Genomic DNA, 16,153 nt, shown 5'->3' on the forward strand with positions numbered 1-16,153 from the left:
GCGCTTACGGAGGTGTCTCGCGCAGGACATAACCGACCCCGCGCACAGTGTGGATGAGCCGTGGTTCGCCGTCGGCTTCTGTTTTCCGGCGCAGATAACCGATATAGACCTCCAGAGCGTTGCCGGAGGTGGGGAAGTCGTAACCCCACACCTCCTCCAGGATGCGGCCGCGGGTGAGCACCCGGCGTGGATTGGACATGAGCATTTCGAGCAGGGAGAACTCGGTCCGGGTCAGCGAGATGGATCGCGACCCCCGGGCGACCTCGCGGGTGACCGGGTCGAGCGAGAGGTCGGCGAAGACCATGGCCTCGGAGATCTCGCCGGTGTCCGGGGCGCGGCGGCGCAACAGGGCGCGCAGCCGGGCCAGCAGTTCTTCCAGAGCGAACGGTTTGGGCAGGTAATCGTCGGCACCGGCATCGAGACCCGCGACCCGTTCGGATACCGAATCGCGGGCGGTCAGCACCAGGATCGGCAGGTCGTCACCGGTACTGCGCAGCCGCCGGCAGACCTCGAGCCCGTCCAGTCTGGGCATCATGACATCGAGGACCAGCGCGTCCGGGCGATCCGCGGTCGCCTTCTCCAAAGCGTCGATACCGTCGACAGCCAGATCGACGGTGTAGCCGTTGAAGGTCAGTGACCGGCGCAGTGACTCCCGCACGGCGCGATCGTCGTCGACCACCAGAATCCGCATCACACCAGTTTGACGGCAGCGACTGAGAGGCTACTGAGAGGGCCTGCCACACCGCGAGTCCGCTGACCACCGGTTTCGCCGGCGGTTTTCCCGGAACCGGATCCCGGCCGCCTCGAATAGCGAGCGGAACTTCCCCGCCACGGGAAGGGACCGGACGGTCGACCCAATTGGGACACGGCCCGTGTGTTCACTGCCGTGGATACTCCGACCAGGCAATTCATCCGATAACCGGAGGACCCATTACCAGCCTGTGATATCCCACGAAACCTGTTCCTCATCCGCTTTATTCGCGGTATAACCGGCTGAACGCCCCGATTGCCGACCGCTAACATGCACGGTATGTTCCGATCGGTAAAAACTAGACCTCCGGTTGGTTCGGGTGTGCAGTGAATCATAACTGAAACGGCCACGCACCAAAAAGAGGTCGATCGTGATGCGGAGGCGACAGAGGCGGATGGAAACACCGCGACCCTGGCAATTCAGCCTGTCCAACTGGTCGGTCACCCGCAAGGTCGGTATCGTCCTGGTCCTGCCGGTCGTCCTGGCCACCCTTTTCGCGGTGCTACGGATCAACAACGAGCTGCGTACCCTGGAGCAACTCGACGCCGCGACCGAGCAGTCCCGCATCATCGGACCCATCGTCGGCTACAACGCCGCCGCCGAACATCTGGCGGTGACAGCGACCGCGGGCTGGCGCGCCAAGACCGAGCCCCAGGCCTCCGCGGCCCTCGCCGGATTCGACGCTGCCCACGAAAACCTGGAAAGGGCACTGGACTCCAATCGGATCCGGCCGGAGGTCTCCCGCGAACTCTCCTCGGCGCTGACCCTCGGCAGCACCATGCGCAGCGGCCTCAGCAACGGTTCGCCCGCCATGGTCGGCGACCAGGCCGACGAGATCGCGGTCCGGATCGGTAACGCGCTCGCCCAGTCGCCCACAGTCGAAGATCTTTCGATCCAGCGCTATTTCCTGCAGGTGAGCGCCATCCAGAACGCGCGCCGGTCGCTGACCGCGCAGCGCCTGGTGATCAGTTCGCCCACCGCCGAGGACAACCCGGCGATGCGCGCCCGGATACTCACCTCCGGTGGCGCCGAACTCACCATGATCCACCAGTACGGGCAGATCATGCCGGACGTGGCCGGTAACATGCGGCCGCTGCTGGACGCGGTACAGACCCGGCTGGCCATCTTCAGCCAGGGCACCCAGGGCGCGATGACCGATCCGGCCGCGCTGGAATCCCTGGATACCAGTTCCCAGGCCTATCAGGTCACCACCGACCAGCTGACAGCCACCATCAGCGGTGCGCTGCATCATGCGACCGTCTCCGCGCAGAACAGCGCGCTAAGGGAGACCGCCCTGCTCATCGCCGCTCTGCTCGGCGGCCTGACCCTGGCGCTCGCGGTCGCCCGGACGCTGGTCGTCCCGGTGCGCCGGTTGCGCCGGGACGCGCTCGAAGTGGCCCATGTGCGCCTCCCCGAGGAACTCGAACAGGTCCGCGCCGGCGCCGAGACCCCGGCGATCGAACCGGTCGGTGTCCAGGGCACCGAGGAGATCGGCCAGCTTGCGCGCGCGGTCGACGAAATGCACCAGCAGGCCCTCAATCTCGCCGCCGAACAGGCACGTCTGCGCGTGCAGATCGGCAATATGTTCGAAACCCTGTCGCGGCGGAGCCAATCGCTGGTCGAACAGCAGCTCGGCATCATCGAGGAACTCGAACACGACGAGGACAATCCGCAGCGACTGCAGAACCTGTTCCGGCTCGATCACCTCGCCACCCGGATGCGGCGCAATGGTGACAACCTGCTCGTGATCGCCGGTACTCCCCTGCGCCGCGGGCTGCTCGACGCGGTCCCACTCTCGGATATGCTGTGGAGTGCGGTTTCCCAGGTCGAGGACTATCAGCGGGTCGAGATCGGCCATGTGCCCGACGGTGTGGTCGCCGGTGAACCCGCGGTCGATATCGAACACCTGCTCGCGGAGGTCATCGACAATGCGCTGCGGTACTCCCCGCCCAATACGCCGGTGGCGGTGACCGTCTCCCGCGCGGTCGACGGTGGGTATCTCATCGAGATCACCGACCGCGGGCTGGGTATGGCCACCGAGGATCTGCAGGCCGCGAACGCGCGCCTCGCTTCCGGCGGTGAGATCAATATCGAAACCGCCCGCCGGATGGGCCTGTTCGTCGTCGGCCGCCTGGCCAAACGCCATCAGATCACCGTGGGCCTGCGGCGCACCTCGACCATGGCCCAGCAGCCCGGTATCACCGCCAGCCTGCATCTGCCGGGGCTGCTGGTCTCGCCCGATACCGGGCCCGACAACGCGAACACCTTCACCGCCGATCTGTCCATGACACCGCCGCAATTGCAGCAGACCTCGAATCTGCAGCAGCTGCCGCAGCTCCAGCCACCGCCGGCACCGCGTCAGCTGACGCCGGTACCCGATCTGCCCGCGACGGATTCGTGGACCTCGCGGACCGACCTCCCCCCGGTGCGCCCGCTCACGCCCGCCCCGTCCGCATTCGGCACCACATCCACCGGTCTGCCGCAACGCCGCCCGGCGACGCACGCACCGCTGGGCATGGGTGGGAACGCACCGAACGGGAACGGATCCCGGGACACCTTCTCGGCCTTCGATCCGGTCCCCGAGGAGACCGCGGCCGACGATTCACCCACCGGAATGTGGTCGGAGACCCACCAGACCGGATCCTTCCCGGCCCCGGCCGATTTCCCGGCGCCGACCGAACAGCGATCGTTCGCCGACGCCGAACCGCCGGCCCTCACCGCTCGCTCCGGTTTGCCGATCCGGCGCCCGGGAATGGACCACGGCGATCCGTTCGGCCGCGCCGAACAACGCCGGGACGAACCGGCGGCGGCGACCACGACCACTTCCTCCCGACTGCAACCGGTCGGTGGCGAGACCCCCACCCCGATCTACCAGCGTATGGTGTCGGAATGGCTGGTCGAGCCGGCGACCACACAGGATCAGCCACGCCAGGACTGGACGACTCCCGCCGATTCCGGCTGGCTGGCAGCGGAGGATGCCGCCAAGCCGAATTCGGACTCCAAGACCGCGAACGGGCTCCCCATCCGCCGGCCGGGTGCGCAGCTCGTACCCGGTGGGCTGGCCCCCGTCGAAGACGAGGCCCCACGGGATCCGATGGAGATCCGGAGCAATCTGACCAGACACCTGAGCGGGGTCCGCAGTGGGCGGGCCGACGCGCAGAACAATGACGGAGGGCTTGCATGACCGACCCGAAGAGCAGCACGGACGAGAACCTGAACTGGCTGGTCGCCAGATTCACCCGGGACGTTCCGGGTGTCTCCCATGCCGTCCTGGTCTCCGCGGACGGCCTGCTGCAGGCCGTCAGCCCTCATCTGCCCGCCGACCGCGCCGAACAGCTCGCCGCGGTGACCGCGGGTCTGGCCAGCCTGTCCACCGGTGCGGCCCAGTTGTTCGACGGCGGCAAGGTGATGCAGTCGATCGTGGAGATGCAGCGCGGCTACCTACTGGTGATGAGCGTCGGCAACGGCTCTCATATCGCGGTACTCGCCAACAAGCAGCACGATATCGGCCGGATCGGTTACGAGATGGCCCTATTGGTCGATCGCGTGGGTTCGGTCGTCAGCGCGACCGCCCGATCCACCGTCTGAGCACCATGTCTCAATTCGGCCAAGGTATGCCCGACTACCACACCGGTGGGTCCGGATTCGGCCCCGGCGCACAGAACTACGGTCCCGGCGCGCAGAACTTCGGACCCGGTTCGTCGCAGTACAACACCGGTGCCTATCGGTTCGACGCGCCTGCGCAGCCGAACAAACCACGCCGGGCCGGACGTGTCCGTCCGTACGCCCTCACGGCCGGCCGGACCCAACCGGCAGTCGACCTCCCGATGGAGGCGGTTATCGAAACCATCTCCTATCATGCACAATTCGATTGGCCGTCCGGTGACATCCGAGCCGAGATACTCCGGCTCGGGGCTCACCAGCTGTCGGTTGCCGAAATCGCCGCACATCTCGATCGTCCGCTCGGTATGGTCCGCGTCGTTATCGGTGACCTCGTCGTGGACGGCAACCTGCGAGTGCATTCGACTTTGACCGAGCAGGCGAGTTACGACGAACGCCGGTCGCTGATGGAGAGGACATTGCGTGGACTCCGAGCCCTTTAGCAACACCCAGGGTGGTGGCGCGGCGGAGACCGAAACCCGCGTCGCGTCGACCAAGATCGTCGTCGCCGGTGGGTTCGGCGCGGGTAAGACAACTTTCGTGGGGGCGGTATCGGAGATCGTGCCGCTGCGCACCGAGGCCATGGTGACCAGCTTCTCCGACGGCGTCGACAATCTGGACGATACGCCGGATAAGCAGACCACCACGGTCGCAATGGATTTCGGCCGAATCATCCTGCCCGGCAATCTGACCCTGTACCTCTTCGGCACCCCCGGTCAGCGCCGGTTCTGGTTCATGTGGGACGACCTCATCCGTGGCGCTATCGGCGCGGTGGTCCTGGTCGATGCCCGCCGGCTGGAGGACAGTTTCGCAGCCGTCGACTTCTTCGAGGCGCGGCAGCTGCCGTTCCTGATCGCGGTCAACAGGTTCCCGAATTCACCGCGGTTCGCGATGGCCGAGCTCCGTGAGGCGCTCTCGGTACGCGAGGGTGTACCGATCGTGGATATCGATGCCCGCGATGCGAAGGAGGTCCGGCAGTCGCTGGCCGCCGTCACCGAGTACGCGATCAACCGTTTGAAGGCCAAGGAATACGAGGGAGTCGCCCGGCATGGTTGAGGCGCTGGCCGCGGAATCGGTCGAGACCGTCGATCTGTTCACCATGGGCTACTGGCTGACGCTGCTGACCTTCGGAATATCGGCGGTCGGGATGTTCGTCGGCCTGGCATGCGCGGTGAACGGCCGTCGTTCGGTGCGGTTCCGGCCGGTGTGGATCGCCGCCGCCGCCGTTTCCATCGGCGGTATAGGAGTGTGGCTGGCCAGTACGGTTTCGCTGCTGGGCATATCCATTCCGGGCCGCATCCTGCGCTACGACATCTCGGATCTGACGCTGTCCCTGGTGTTCTCCGTCGCCGCGGTCTTCTTCGGGCTCCTGCTGGCCGGGCGGGAGTTCCAGGTGAAGCGCATGGTGAACGCGGCCGGCGCGCTCGGCGTCGGTTTCGGGATCATGCTGTGGTTGCAGCTCACCTCGGTCGATATCCAGGGTTCGGTCTCGGTGATCCCCTGGCTCTTCGTGATCGCGATCGTGATCGCGGTGACTGCTTCCTCGGTGTGCGTATTCCTGTTCCAGCGGTTCCGTTTCCCGGCGGCCCGAGTGGGATCGATCGCGATGTTCGGGGCGGGTGTTGCGGTCTTCTACTTCACCGGTATCGCCGCCCTGGAGTTCCGGTTCGACCCCGAGGCCGAACCCGCGCAGGGAATGGAACTGTTCGGCTACGCCTTTCCGATGTTCGTGATCGGGCTACTCGCCCTGGCGGTGCCGATCACCGCGGTCCTGGTGGCCCCGGATCGCCCGGACGAAACGCCCCGGGTGAACAAGGCCGAGAACTCGTCCGGTGGCGATCCGGCGGCCGGCGACGGCATCCTGTCGGCTCCGGGTGAAACCGGCCGGCCTGCCGCTCGGCCCAATGCGGCCGCCGCGCTCGCGCAGCGCGCGCAGCCGCTGCCGGAACTGGCCCGCTGATCCGGGTGGACACCGATATCGTGTTGTCCGATCAAGACAAATTGCTGCGCGAACTGTGGGCACAGGTGCGCGGGTTGCGCTCCGAGGTGGCCGAGCTCCGGGTGGAGATCAGCGAAATGGAAGCCACGGTGGCCGATCTCGCAGCGCAGGTGGATCGGTCCGAACGTGTAGAACTGCCGTGGCCGGTTTCGCTACTGCTGCTTCCCGCCGCCCTCGCCCTGGCGCTGCTGCGCCAGGTGGGTGATATCGCACAGGCGCTTTCGACGGAATGCGATACGCGTGAGCAGGTGGAACCCCCCGCAACGAACGCGGAGACCGGGGCGAAAGCCCTCGAAAGTGGCGATGAGCGGGTCTCCCATCTCTGGGAGACCCGCCCTCACGCACGAGGATAATCGGTATGGACCGGTGAAGCAGCAGTCCGGCAAGTTTTTTCGGAGATCACCACATACCTGTCCGGAATAGCCGCAACCCACCTGCCACCCACCCGCAATCACACAGCATGCGATATTTCGAGGTGGAAGCCACTTTCACGATTGCGGGAGAGTAGCCGACGCGAGGCGATCCACCCCGTTCCCGCCGCGGATATGGCTGTTGACACTGCTTTTTCGCATCTAGGGGGCCTGACATTTCACCGGCGCGTCGGATCCACCAGACCACGCCGAACCGCCTCGATCAGGCGCCGCGGCACCCGGTGCACCACACCGTCCACGGTGACCGGAACCAGATCCGGCGGCGTCGCCTTCCAGTTCGACCGTCGGCTACGGGTATTGGACCGCGACATCCGCCGCTTCGGTACCGCCATCTCAGTGCCCCTTCCGGGATCGCACGGCCCGCTTGCCGTACTTGCGTTCGAATTTCTCCACCCGGCCCTGGGTATCCAGCAGCCGGTGCGCACCGGTCCAGAAGGGGTGGGAGTCGGCGGTGACGTCGACGACCAGCAGCGGATAGGTATTGCCGTCGGTCCAGACGACAGTCCGCTCGGCGGTGGCCGTGGAGCGGGTCAGGAACCGGCTCCCGGTACTCGCGTCCTCGAAGACCACCGGGTGGTAGTCGGGATGGATATCGGCTTTCATCACTTCTCCTTCCGGGCGCGCTCGCCCGTATCGCCGCCCCGGCCTTCACCGGTGGCGGCCGGATGCGGTTCTTCCGGATCGCAGGGGTCGCTGTGCCATTCGCCGAAGGGATCGGACCAGCGCGCCACCTGTTGGGGCGACCGTTCCACCAGCCGCAGTTCGGCATCGTCGACCAGGGCGAACTCCAACGCCGCCCGGATCTCCTCCGGTTCGGCGGCGTGCACCAGGACGACCAGTGAGTTGTCGCGATCGCCGAAGCGGTCGTCCCAGCGCAATCCGGCCATGGCCGACCGCTCCGGATCCACTTCGGCGCGTTCGTCCGCCGTCATCGCCGCCAGCCAGCGGCCCGCACCGCCGATACGCAGTCCACCGCCGGCGGATTCCAGCCAGACGACCTCGTCGGGCTGAGTTGCCAGCCACACCCGGCCACGTGCGGTGACCACACCCTCGAACAGAACATCCAGGGCGTCGTGCAAGCGCTCGGGGTGAAACGGCCGGCGCGCAGTGAATTCGACCAGTTCCACACCGTGTTCCGAGCCGAGCGACGGCTGGCCGCGCAGCAGTGGCGCATGTGCGTCGAAAACCCGTCCACGCCGGGACCCGGCCGGAATACGCGTCAGCAGGTTCTCGACCGCCTCCGGGGTCAGCATCGGCTCCGCGGCGGCCCACAGAGTGGGGGCGAGTGGAACCAGCCGGGTCAGAACAGCGCACAGCCGGGCCCGCTCCAGGGGATCCACGTCCTCGCTGCCGGTGATCACCAGGGCGTCGGCGAAATCGGCCTGGCCGACCGCCAGTTGAGCGATCGTACGGTCGTCGTCGGCCCACGCCCAGCCCAGTTCGTCCAGCGCAGCGCCTCCGGTGGCCGCCCCGAGCCACGTCCGCGCGTCGATACCGGTGAGCACGGCAGCGATACGGACGTCACGAGCGGCCGGGCCGTCGACCCGGCCGACGACACCGGCGACGACCACCTCGGCGATTCCCTGACATACGGACTCCGCCTCGATGGCCGGATCCAGGGCGAGCACGATCCGGTCCACCGAATCGCGGGCCGCGAGGGTACACAGCAGCGGCAGCAGATCCGCCTTCAGCGTGCACGAGACACAACCGTGTGCGAGTTCGTGCACCGTAACCGTCGCCGTGCCGCCCTGGTGGACGGTGCGACGCACGATCCCCTCGCCGAGTTCGGCGAGATCGTGGCACACCACCACTGTGCCCGCGGCCGCGCCGAGCGCATCCGCGATGCGGACGACGGAACGGGCCGGATCACCGTGCAGGCCCGCGACCACCACGACCGGCGTACGACGGTCGCCGGGACCGATGATTTCTGGGAGTTGTGCGGAATGGGACACCACTACCCTTTCGGTAATGATTTTCAATTACGACTGCGCACACGCTACAGTGTGGATCGATCGTTGTCGAAAACGATTATCATCATCGTTCACTGTCGGAGGGAGCCGTATGTCGGCGCACTGTCAGGTCACCGGCCGCCGGCCGGGTTTCGGCAAGGCCGTCTCGCATTCGCACAAGCGCACCAACCGGCGCTGGAACCCGAACATCCAGCGCAAGACCTATTACCTGCCCAGCGAGGGCCGCCGGATAACCCTCGACGTGTCCACGAAGGGCATCAAAACCATCGACCGGGACGGGATCGAAGCCGTCGTGGCCCGGCTGCGCGCCCGCGGAATACGGATCTGAGCGCACCATGGCATCGAAATCGACCGATATCCGCCCGGTGATCAAACTCCGCTCCACCGCGGGCACCGGCTACACCTACGTCACCCGTAAGAACCGCCGTAACGACCCGGACCGGATGGTCCTGCGGAAATACGATCCCGTGGTCCGCCGGCACGTCGATTTCCGGGAGGAGCGCTGATGGCCAAGAAATCCAAGATCGCCCGCGACGAACAGCGCCGCGCGATCGTCGCCCGGTACGCCGAACGACGGGCCGAACTCAAAGAAACGATCCGGAAACCGAGCACCCCGGAGGACGAGCGCCTGGCCGCACAGGCCGCCCTGCGCCGACTGCCCCGGGACGCCAGTCCGGTACGATTGCGCAATCGGGACGCCGCAGACGGGCGACCGCGCGGTTATCTCCGGAAGTTCGGCCTTTCGCGTGTGCGTGTGCGTGCGATGGCACATCGAGGAGAGTTGCCCGGTGTGCACAAATCGAGCTGGTAACCCCACCGATCTCGTGAGTTAGGAACCGGTCATATGGCAGTCAAACGAGGCCCGTCGAAGAAGGTCCGCGCCGAGCAGGCCCGCCGGCCCAAGAAGAACCCGCTCATCGCCGCGGGTATCGAGACGGTCGACTACAAAGATGTCAACCTGCTGCGCACCTTCATCTCCGATCGCGGCAAGATCCGTAGCCGCCGGGTCACCGGCCTGACTCCGCAACAGCAGCGACAGGTCGCGATCGCGGTGAAGAACGCCCGCGAGATGGCGCTGCTGCCCTTCACCAGCCGCTGACCGGCCACACCTCCAGATCCCACGCCCGGCACCGCGTCACCGCGGTCCGGGCGTTCGACTGCGCCGGGGTCCCCGCGGCCGGCCCGGCCACCCGATCCGGGCCCACTACAGTGGTGCCCATGGTCACACTGCGGGGATGCACGGCAATTCTGGCTCTCGGCGCCGTCCTCGCGGTCACCGCGTGCGGTAGCGACGATACGGCCGCCTCGGAACCGAGCCCCTCCCCCTCGGCGAGTTCGGTACCCGCGCCCCGGCCCGGCACCCCCACCGAGGACCCCGGCGCAGACCCCGGGCGAATCTTCACCGCCGACCCCGCACTCGTCGGCGCCCACCCCATATCGTTCACCTCGTGGACCCGCGTGGCACCGGATCGTATCGCCGTGCATTTCGAATCCGGCGTACCCGAGTGTTACGGCGTGAACGCCACAGTCACCGAGAACGACAGTTCCGTCACCGTGGCGCTCCAGCAGGGCACCCGCGCCGACGCCGCCGACAAGATGTGCGTGATGATGGCGGTTTTCGGCACCCTGGAGATTCAGCTGGACGGCCCGCTCGGCGACCGCGCGGTACTCAGCGCGGTCTGAGGGGACACCCTGTGGCGCAACAATATTCGTGACCGATAAAAGCCGATACGTCCTCGAACCACCTGCGCCCCTGCCGCCACAGCGAGCGAGGGGCACAGGTGTTGCGAGCCGGCCGATATCACCGGGCGAATATCAGTGGGCGAAGTGCCGGGACCCGGTGAAGTACATGGTCACCCCGGCCGCTCGCGCGGCATCGATGGTGTCCTGATCGCGCACCGAACCGCCCGGCTGGACGATCGCGCGGATACCGGCCTCGAGCAGCAGCTGCGGACCGTCGGGGAACGGGAAGAACGCATCGGAGGCCGCGACCGAACCCGCCGCACGATCACCGGCCCGCTGGACGGCGAGTCGTACCGAATCGACCCGGTTCACCTGGCCCATACCGACACCCACCGAGGCGCCGTCCTGCGCCAGCAGGATGGCGTTGGATTTCACCGCCCGGCAGGCGCGCCACGCGAATTCGAGGTCCGCGAGGGTCGCCGCGTCGGCGGGTTCACCGACCGCGAGGGTCCAGTTCGCCGGATCGTCACCGGCGGCGTCGATCACATCGCGGTCCTGCACCAGCAGCCCACCGCTCACCGGACGATGTTCGGCGCCGGTCGGCGCGGGAGCTTCGGCGATCAGGATCCGAATGTTCTTCTTACGCTGCAACACTTCCACAGCGCCGTCGGCGTAGGACGGTGCGACGATCACCTCGGTGAAGATCTCGGCCACCTGCTGGGCCATCGCCACCGAGACCTCGCGGTTCGTCGCGATGACACCGCCGTAGGCGCTCACCGGATCGCAGGCGTGCGCCTTGCGATGCGCCTCGGCGATATCCGCGCCCGTGGCGATACCACACGGGTTGGCGTGTTTGATGATCGCGACCGCCGGAGCGGCATGGTCGTAGGCGGCCCGGCGGGCGGCATCGGCATCGGTGTAATTGTTGTACGACATCTCCTTGCCGTGCAACTGCCGCGCCCGCGCCAGGCCGCGCCCACCGTCCCCGTCGGTGTACAGCGCGGCCGCCTGATGCGGGTTCTCGCCGTAGCGCAGCACCGCCGAACGGTCCCAGACCGCACCGATCCAGGACGGGAATTCCTCGTCACCGGCGGATTTCTCGACCAGCGTCGTCGCCATCCAGTTCGCCACCGCCACGTCGTAGCTCGCGGTGTGCTGAAAGGCCTTGGCGGCCAGCCCGATACGCTCCGACAAGGTGAAACCGCCGTCGGATACGGCCTTACGCACCTCGTCGTAGTCGCCGGTGTTCACCACCACGGCCACCGACGGATGGTTCTTGGCCGCGGCACGCACCATAGACGGGCCACCGATATCGATCTGCTCGACGCATTCGTCGGGGCTCGCGCCACTGGCGACGGTCTCGCTGAAGGGATAGAGGTTCACCACCACCAGCTGGAAAGCCTCGATCCCCAGCTCGGTGAGCTGATCGAGATGTTCGGTTTTGCGGGTATCGGCCAGAATCCCGGCATGCACTCGCGGATGCAGTGTCTTGACCCGGCCGTCCAGAGTTTCCGGGAACCCGGTCAGCTCCTCGACCTTGGTCACCGGCACCCCGGCGTCCGCGATCCGCGCGGCCGTGGATCCGGTGGACACCAGCTCCACCCCGGCCGCGTGCAGTGCGGTCGCCAGCTCCACGAGCCCGGTCTTGTCGTAGACGCTCACCAGCGCCCGGCGGATCGGCGTACGTTCACTCACCGGAGAACTCGCTCATCAGGGATAACTGCCTTTCGTCCATCGGAGACAATTCCGCGGGTCGCGACGGCGGCGACAACCTCCACCAATAACCGTCGCTCCACGACTTTGATGCGCTCGTGCAGGCCGGCCTCGTCGTCCGCCGGATCGACCCGGACGGCTTCCTGGGCCAGGATCGGACCGGTGTCCACACCGGAATCGACCAGATGCACCGTGGTCCCGGTGACCCGGACCCCGTAGGCCAGCGCGTCCCGCACCCCGTGCGCACCGGGGAACGCGGGCAGCAGGGCGGGATGGGTGTTGAGGATCCGGCCGCCGAAACGATCCAGGAACTCCGGCCCCAGCAACTTCATGAAACCCGCGCACACCACCAGGTCGGGAGAGTATTCGTCCACTGCCTCGGTGAGCGCGATATCCCAGGCGGCGCGGTCGGCGTGATCACCGACGGCGGCCAGGAAAGTGGGGATCCCCGCCGCCTCGGCGTGCTCGACAGCGGCGCACTTCCGGTCCACACCCACCGCGCGGATCCGGGCCGGATACTCGGGGTCCGCCGCGGCTTCGATCAGCGCGCGCAGCAGTGAACCGGTCCCCGAGGCGAGAACGACCAGGCCGGCCGGGGTGGAATCGGTGGGTTCCGGGGCGGTCAGGGCTCTACTCCTGGAGTTCGAAGGAACGGCGGGCGGGACGCACCCGCCGGCGGGGACGAACCCGCGGCACGGATAGAGCCTAGTAGACGCCCTCCGCCGGCCCTCCGGCGGCGGTGCGGCGCGGGCGGGACGCGGGCCCGCGGGATCGCCTACCGGCCGTCCCCGCGCTCGCTGTCGGGCACATCCTGTTCGACCACTTCGGCGTCCACGATCTCGGGTGCCGGATCCGCGGCGGCGAGCGGGCCGCTGTCCGACCGGTACGGCTGTTCCTCGACCACCTCGGCTTCGACCTCCAGCGGTCGCTCCGGACCGGGCGATTCGGCGTGGGGATGATCGAGCAGATCGGCATAGCGCCCGGCCGGATCGGTCGCGGTGTCACCCGGGAGCTCCGGGAGCCGCCCGAACGGAAGCGCACGATCCGCCGGGGCACGGACGGTATCGACCCCGTCCGAGTAGTACTCCTCGTCGTAGTCGTCGTCCTGGTCGGGGTCGAACAACGCGTCGGGATGCCGCATCAACGGTGTGGGGAACGAAACCATGAAGGTCCGCGCGAACAGCAGGCCCGCATAGCCGGGGATCGCCAGCCAGGCGAACACCGCGAGCGCGAACACCGGCAGTTCGACACCCAGCCGACCGAAATTGCCCAGCTCGCCCCCGGACACCGCGGCCAGGGCGGTGAGGGCCGCGCTACCGAGCCCCGCCGCGGCGAGCAGCGCCCAGGGGGCGCCGGGGCGGTCGTAGCTCACCCGCGCCGATTCCACACCCCCGTGCACACCGACTGCGGCCGGTACCAGCAGTAGGACGGCCCACCAGAGCACCGCCGGCCCCGCCGGAACCGCGGCCAGTACCGGGACCGCCGGAATCGGCCCACCGACCACGGTGAACACCCCGATCGACGCATCACCGAACTGGACTCCCGGTCCCACCAGGACTCCCACCCCGGTAACCACCGCATTGGGCAGGTACAGCAGCGAGAGCAGCGTGAGCCCGAGAACATCCACGAACCCCTCGGTGGAGCCGTAGGTCTCACCGACCCGCGACCAGTTCACCAGCAGTGCCCCTACCAGCAGAACCGCCGCGCCGGCGAGAAGTCGCAGCACCGAACGACCCGCCACGTAGCCGGCGGCGATCACATCGTAGGGCAGGCCCTCGAATATCCGTTCCCGGCAGCGGAATACGACACCGCACAGGACAGCGGTCAACTGCAGGAGCAGTACCCAGCCGAAAGCGGTCAGCGGATTGGGACGCTGCAGGGCAATCGATCCCGACGCGTCCTCGGTGACCGCCAGGCATACCGCCGTGATCAACAGCGGACCGCCCACGGCCGCACCGCACAACCAGCCCAGTTCGGCCCGGGTGGGCTCGGTATCGGTGGCGGCCACCGCTTCCCGGGCCGCTGCCCACAGCAGCACTGCCGTCGGCAGCACCGGGAGCAGGCCCACCGTGGTGGTACCGATCAGCAGCGGCACCTGATGGACGGCGAGCCAGCCCGCGGCGACCGCACCGCTGAGACCGGTGAGATCGCTTCCCGCACTGAGAAGAGTCGCCAGCATGGTGACGACGACGGCCGCCAACGCGAAGGCGGCAGGCCGGAAGGCTACGAAGAGGAGCACCCGGGCGCGATCGGGCGGTAGCGAGAGAAAGCCCGGCTCATCGCCGGAACGCGCCGAACTCTTGCGCGCGCCCCGGAGCGTGTGGTTCGACGAGGTACGCGGGGAGCTCATGGATTTCAGAGTGGCAGCCGCCCCGGCGCGGACGCTTCAGGCGCGCCGCGCCGGGTGCTGCCGATGATCACTTCTGGTCGTCGGACTGCCGGAACGCCCGAGTGGCGTCGGCGGCCGGATCGGACGGCTGCTCGCCTCCGAACGGCTGGGCCGCCGGCTGACCCGGCTGCTGCTGCGGCTGACCGTAGGCCTGCTGCTGCGGCTGCTGCTGACCGTAGGGCGAGGGCTGCTGCTGGCCACCGGCATACGGCGACTGCTGCTGCTGACCGTAGGCCTGCTGCTGCTGTTGCTGCTGACCGTAAGCCGGCTGCTGGCCGTAGCCCTGCTGCTGCTGACCGTAGCCCGGCTGCTGCTGCTGACCGCTGCTGTACTGCTGGCCGTAGCCCTGCTGCTGACCGTAACCCTGCTGGCCCTGGTACTGCTGCTGCCCGTAACCCTGCTGACCGCCGGGGAATCCGGACGGCGCGGCCGGGCGGGCGGCGGGCGGGGTCAGGATTCCGGCGTCGAACAGTACGACCGCCACGGCCAGACCCGCCTGCACCAGCGCGAGAACCAGGATCAGGTAGAGCCCGATCTCGGCCTTGGCGCCCTCGGGCAGGCTGAACAGCTGGAACAGGATGGTGACGAAGGTTCCGGCCGCCACCGCCGCTGCCGCGCCGACCCAGTTCTGCTTCGGCAGCAGCGACAGGCCCGCGAGGATCGCGGCGATCAGCAACAGTCCGCCGATCGTGGCTTCCTGGTACTCGAAGAGATTCAGGCTGGTATCGGCCGAGGACGGCAGATCCATATCGGTATCGGCGCCCACATAGGACAGGAAGCCGAGCAGGAAGGCGATCACGCCGACCGCGGCGATACCGATGGTCAGGAAGAACGGCAGTCCTTTCCCGCCGGCCCCTGCGGCACTCCCACCACCGGCCGCCTGCTGGCCGGGATTGGGCGGAACGGAGGGCGGAACGGGTGCGTTGTACCCGGAGCCCCCGGTCGGGTATGACATGTCGTCATCTCCTAGGTCGAGTAATACGTACTTGACGGCTGAATTCCCTTTGACGCTACTGCACGCACGCGCACAGGTCATCACCGAAGGACGCGGCTGTGGACAGGCGGGGCCCCCACCCTGCGCGACCCGGGTGCACGGAGCACACATGCGGCCGACCGGCCGCCGGTCGGCCGCCACGGGACAACCTACAGAATCAGCGCACTTACCCGGACCGATCGAGTGCGCGCCCGCACTCCGAACCTCCGCAGTTCGCCGGCTCGCCGGCACGAGAAGTGGCTCACTCGAGAAGCGGGAAGGCCAGTGCTGCCGGCGGCAACGAGAAGTGGACTTGCTCGCGAAAGCGAGCGGGGCACGCGCGTGAGCAGAAGGGCGGCCGAGCTCGCGAAAGAGGGAATGTCGACTTGCACCGAATGGTCGACCTGCGGATCCGCGAACTTCAGCTCCTCCGGATCGTGGACATGCGGACCCACACCCTTTGTCCACTCCGGATGATCAACATGCGCAGGTGGGGCCCGCCCCGGTTCTGGAGCGACAGAGCGAAGGAGCGCAGCGACTGAGCGGCGGAGTGAAGAACCGGGGTTAATAGGGCCCCACCCCGC

General features: G+C 67.6%; 19 protein-coding genes and 1 pseudogene. 11 read left to right on the forward strand and 9 right to left on the reverse strand.

The features are described 5' to 3' along the window. Positions 1-4: 4 nt before the first annotated feature. Positions 5-691, reverse strand: coding sequence for a response regulator transcription factor (locus ACWEWT_RS25850; protein ID WP_452562682.1), 687 nt, complete (start codon positions 689-691; stop codon positions 5-7). A gap of 454 nt (positions 692-1,145) precedes the next feature. Between ACWEWT_RS25850 and ACWEWT_RS25855 the strand changes: the two genes are divergently transcribed. The 6 genes and pseudogenes from ACWEWT_RS25855 (at position 1,146) to ACWEWT_RS25880 (ending at position 6,763) form a co-directional block, all read left to right on the forward strand. Next, positions 1,146-3,935 (forward strand): ATP-binding protein, encoded by a 2,790-nt coding sequence (locus ACWEWT_RS25855; protein ID WP_452562684.1) that lies wholly within the window; start codon positions 1,146-1,148, stop codon positions 3,933-3,935. Next, positions 3,932-4,339 carry a roadblock/LC7 domain-containing protein gene (locus tag ACWEWT_RS25860; protein WP_058854582.1) on the forward strand — a complete coding sequence of 136 codons (408 nt, stop codon included), beginning with the start codon at positions 3,932-3,934 and terminating at the stop codon, positions 4,337-4,339. Before ACWEWT_RS25855 ends, ACWEWT_RS25860 begins: the two co-directional genes overlap by 4 nt. A gap of 170 nt (positions 4,340-4,509) precedes the next feature. Further along, a pseudogene (locus ACWEWT_RS25865) lies at positions 4,510-4,854 on the forward strand (DUF742 domain-containing protein); the annotation flags it as partial. Next, positions 4,835-5,467, forward strand: coding sequence for a GTP-binding protein (locus tag ACWEWT_RS25870; RefSeq protein WP_452562686.1), 633 nt, complete (start codon positions 4,835-4,837; stop codon positions 5,465-5,467). The pseudogene ACWEWT_RS25865 and the gene ACWEWT_RS25870, both read left to right, overlap by 20 nt. Beyond that, a complete protein-coding gene (locus ACWEWT_RS25875; RefSeq protein WP_452562687.1) occupies positions 5,460-6,371 on the forward strand; it encodes an MHYT domain-containing protein in 912 nt (303 codons plus the stop codon). The genes ACWEWT_RS25870 and ACWEWT_RS25875 overlap by 8 nt, the downstream gene beginning before the upstream one ends. Positions 6,372-6,376: 5 nt before the next feature. Next, positions 6,377-6,763 carry a hypothetical protein gene (locus tag ACWEWT_RS25880; RefSeq protein ID WP_452562688.1) on the forward strand — a complete coding sequence of 129 codons (387 nt, stop codon included), beginning with the start codon at positions 6,377-6,379 and terminating at the stop codon, positions 6,761-6,763. A 236-nt stretch (positions 6,764-6,999) separates the two neighbouring features. Here the strand turns inward: ACWEWT_RS25880 and rpmF are convergent, their stop codons facing one another. From rpmF to mrf, 3 genes are read right to left on the reverse strand one after another with little or no spacing between them, the layout of a single operon-like run. Then, the gene (gene rpmF / locus ACWEWT_RS25885) at positions 7,000-7,173 is read right to left on the reverse strand and encodes a 50S ribosomal protein L32 (protein WP_452562690.1); all 174 of its coding nucleotides are present in this window, start codon (positions 7,171-7,173) and stop codon (positions 7,000-7,002) included. 1 nt (position 7,174) lies between these two features. Beyond that, the gene (locus ACWEWT_RS25890) at positions 7,175-7,444 is read right to left on the reverse strand and encodes a type B 50S ribosomal protein L31 (RefSeq protein WP_452562692.1); all 270 of its coding nucleotides are present in this window, start codon (positions 7,442-7,444) and stop codon (positions 7,175-7,177) included. Then, positions 7,444-8,793, reverse strand: a complete 1,350-nt coding sequence (mrf, locus tag ACWEWT_RS25895) for a ribosome hibernation factor-recruiting GTPase MRF (protein ID WP_452562693.1) — start codon at positions 8,791-8,793, stop codon at positions 7,444-7,446. Before mrf ends, ACWEWT_RS25890 begins: the two co-directional genes overlap by 1 nt. Before the next feature lie 109 nt (positions 8,794-8,902). Here mrf and rpmB point away from each other — a divergent pair, with 109 nt between their 5' ends. Genes rpmB through rpsR form a run of 4 tightly spaced genes read left to right on the forward strand, consistent with a single transcriptional unit; the run spans position 8,903 to position 9,910 of the window. Further along, positions 8,903-9,139 carry a 50S ribosomal protein L28 gene (gene rpmB / locus ACWEWT_RS25900; RefSeq protein WP_452562695.1) on the forward strand — a complete coding sequence of 79 codons (237 nt, stop codon included), beginning with the start codon at positions 8,903-8,905 and terminating at the stop codon, positions 9,137-9,139. Positions 9,140-9,146: 7 nt separating this feature from the next. After that, a complete protein-coding gene (gene rpmG / locus ACWEWT_RS25905; RefSeq protein ID WP_030522352.1) occupies positions 9,147-9,317 on the forward strand; it encodes a 50S ribosomal protein L33 in 171 nt (56 codons plus the stop codon). Continuing rightward, positions 9,317-9,622, forward strand: a complete 306-nt coding sequence (gene rpsN, locus ACWEWT_RS25910) for a 30S ribosomal protein S14 (RefSeq protein ID WP_452562697.1) — start codon at positions 9,317-9,319, stop codon at positions 9,620-9,622. Before rpmG ends, rpsN begins: the two co-directional genes overlap by 1 nt. A 33-nt stretch (positions 9,623-9,655) precedes the next feature. Continuing rightward, positions 9,656-9,910, forward strand: coding sequence for a 30S ribosomal protein S18 (rpsR, locus tag ACWEWT_RS25915; protein WP_452562698.1), 255 nt, complete (start codon positions 9,656-9,658; stop codon positions 9,908-9,910). Here the strand turns inward: rpsR and ACWEWT_RS25920 are convergent. Continuing rightward, entirely contained in the window at positions 9,897-10,031 is a 135-nt protein-coding gene (locus ACWEWT_RS25920) for a hypothetical protein (RefSeq protein WP_452562699.1), read from the reverse strand. The genes rpsR and ACWEWT_RS25920 overlap by 14 nt on opposite strands. Here ACWEWT_RS25920 and ACWEWT_RS25925 point away from each other — a divergent pair. Then, the gene (locus tag ACWEWT_RS25925; RefSeq protein WP_452562700.1) at positions 10,030-10,494 is read left to right on the forward strand and encodes a hypothetical protein; all 465 of its coding nucleotides are present in this window, start codon (positions 10,030-10,032) and stop codon (positions 10,492-10,494) included. The genes ACWEWT_RS25920 and ACWEWT_RS25925 overlap by 2 nt on opposite strands. 132 nt (positions 10,495-10,626) lie before the next feature. Here the strand turns inward: ACWEWT_RS25925 and purH are convergent, their stop codons facing one another. The 4 genes from purH to ACWEWT_RS25945 all read right to left on the reverse strand — a co-directional run bounded on the left by purH (position 10,627) and on the right by ACWEWT_RS25945 (position 15,551). Beyond that, positions 10,627-12,189 carry a bifunctional phosphoribosylaminoimidazolecarboxamide formyltransferase/IMP cyclohydrolase gene (gene purH / locus ACWEWT_RS25930; protein WP_452562702.1) on the reverse strand — a complete coding sequence of 521 codons (1,563 nt, stop codon included), beginning with the start codon at positions 12,187-12,189 and terminating at the stop codon, positions 10,627-10,629. Then, a complete protein-coding gene (gene purN / locus ACWEWT_RS25935) occupies positions 12,186-12,833 on the reverse strand; it encodes a phosphoribosylglycinamide formyltransferase (protein ID WP_452562721.1) in 648 nt (215 codons plus the stop codon). Before purN ends, purH begins: the two co-directional genes overlap by 4 nt. Before the next feature lie 149 nt (positions 12,834-12,982). Beyond that, positions 12,983-14,557 (reverse strand): cell division protein PerM, encoded by a 1,575-nt coding sequence (locus ACWEWT_RS25940; RefSeq protein ID WP_452562704.1) that lies wholly within the window; start codon positions 14,555-14,557, stop codon positions 12,983-12,985. 67 nt (positions 14,558-14,624) lie between these two features. After that, complete coding sequence (locus ACWEWT_RS25945; protein ID WP_452562706.1) at positions 14,625-15,551, reverse strand: DUF5336 domain-containing protein; 927 nt, start codon at positions 15,549-15,551, stop codon at positions 14,625-14,627. Positions 15,552-16,153 lie beyond the last annotated feature (602 nt).

The sequence above is a fragment of the Nocardia sp. NPDC003963 genome, assembly GCF_053605105.1.

Bases quoted from the DNA above. Each gene is read 5' to 3' on its own strand.
- ACWEWT_RS25850 (WP_452562682.1), bottom strand. From the start codon at position 691: ATGCGGATTCTGGTGGTCGACGACGATCGCGCCGTGCGGGAGTCACTG.
- ACWEWT_RS25855 (WP_452562684.1), top strand. From the start codon at position 1,146: ATGGAAACACCGCGACCCTGGCAATTCAGCCTGTCCAACTGGTCGGTC.
- ACWEWT_RS25860 (WP_058854582.1), top strand. From the start codon at position 3,932: ATGACCGACCCGAAGAGCAGCACGGACGAGAACCTGAACTGGCTGGTC.
- ACWEWT_RS25875 (WP_452562687.1), top strand. From the start codon at position 5,460: ATGGTTGAGGCGCTGGCCGCGGAATCGGTCGAGACCGTCGATCTGTTC.
- rpmF (WP_452562690.1), bottom strand. From the start codon at position 7,173: ATGGCGGTACCGAAGCGGCGGATGTCGCGGTCCAATACCCGTAGCCGA.
- ACWEWT_RS25890 (WP_452562692.1), bottom strand. From the start codon at position 7,444: ATGAAAGCCGATATCCATCCCGACTACCACCCGGTGGTCTTCGAGGAC.
- rpmB (WP_452562695.1), top strand. From the start codon at position 8,903: ATGTCGGCGCACTGTCAGGTCACCGGCCGCCGGCCGGGTTTCGGCAAG.
- rpmG (WP_030522352.1), top strand. From the start codon at position 9,147: ATGGCATCGAAATCGACCGATATCCGCCCGGTGATCAAACTCCGCTCC.
- rpsN (WP_452562697.1), top strand. From the start codon at position 9,317: ATGGCCAAGAAATCCAAGATCGCCCGCGACGAACAGCGCCGCGCGATC.
- rpsR (WP_452562698.1), top strand. From the start codon at position 9,656: ATGGCAGTCAAACGAGGCCCGTCGAAGAAGGTCCGCGCCGAGCAGGCC.
- ACWEWT_RS25925 (WP_452562700.1), top strand. From the start codon at position 10,030: ATGGTCACACTGCGGGGATGCACGGCAATTCTGGCTCTCGGCGCCGTC.
- ACWEWT_RS25920 (WP_452562699.1), bottom strand. From the start codon at position 10,031: ATGGGCACCACTGTAGTGGGCCCGGATCGGGTGGCCGGGCCGGCCGCG.
- ACWEWT_RS25940 (WP_452562704.1), bottom strand. From the start codon at position 14,557: ATGAGCTCCCCGCGTACCTCGTCGAACCACACGCTCCGGGGCGCGCGC.
- ACWEWT_RS25945 (WP_452562706.1), bottom strand. From the start codon at position 15,551: ATGTCATACCCGACCGGGGGCTCCGGGTACAACGCACCCGTTCCGCCC.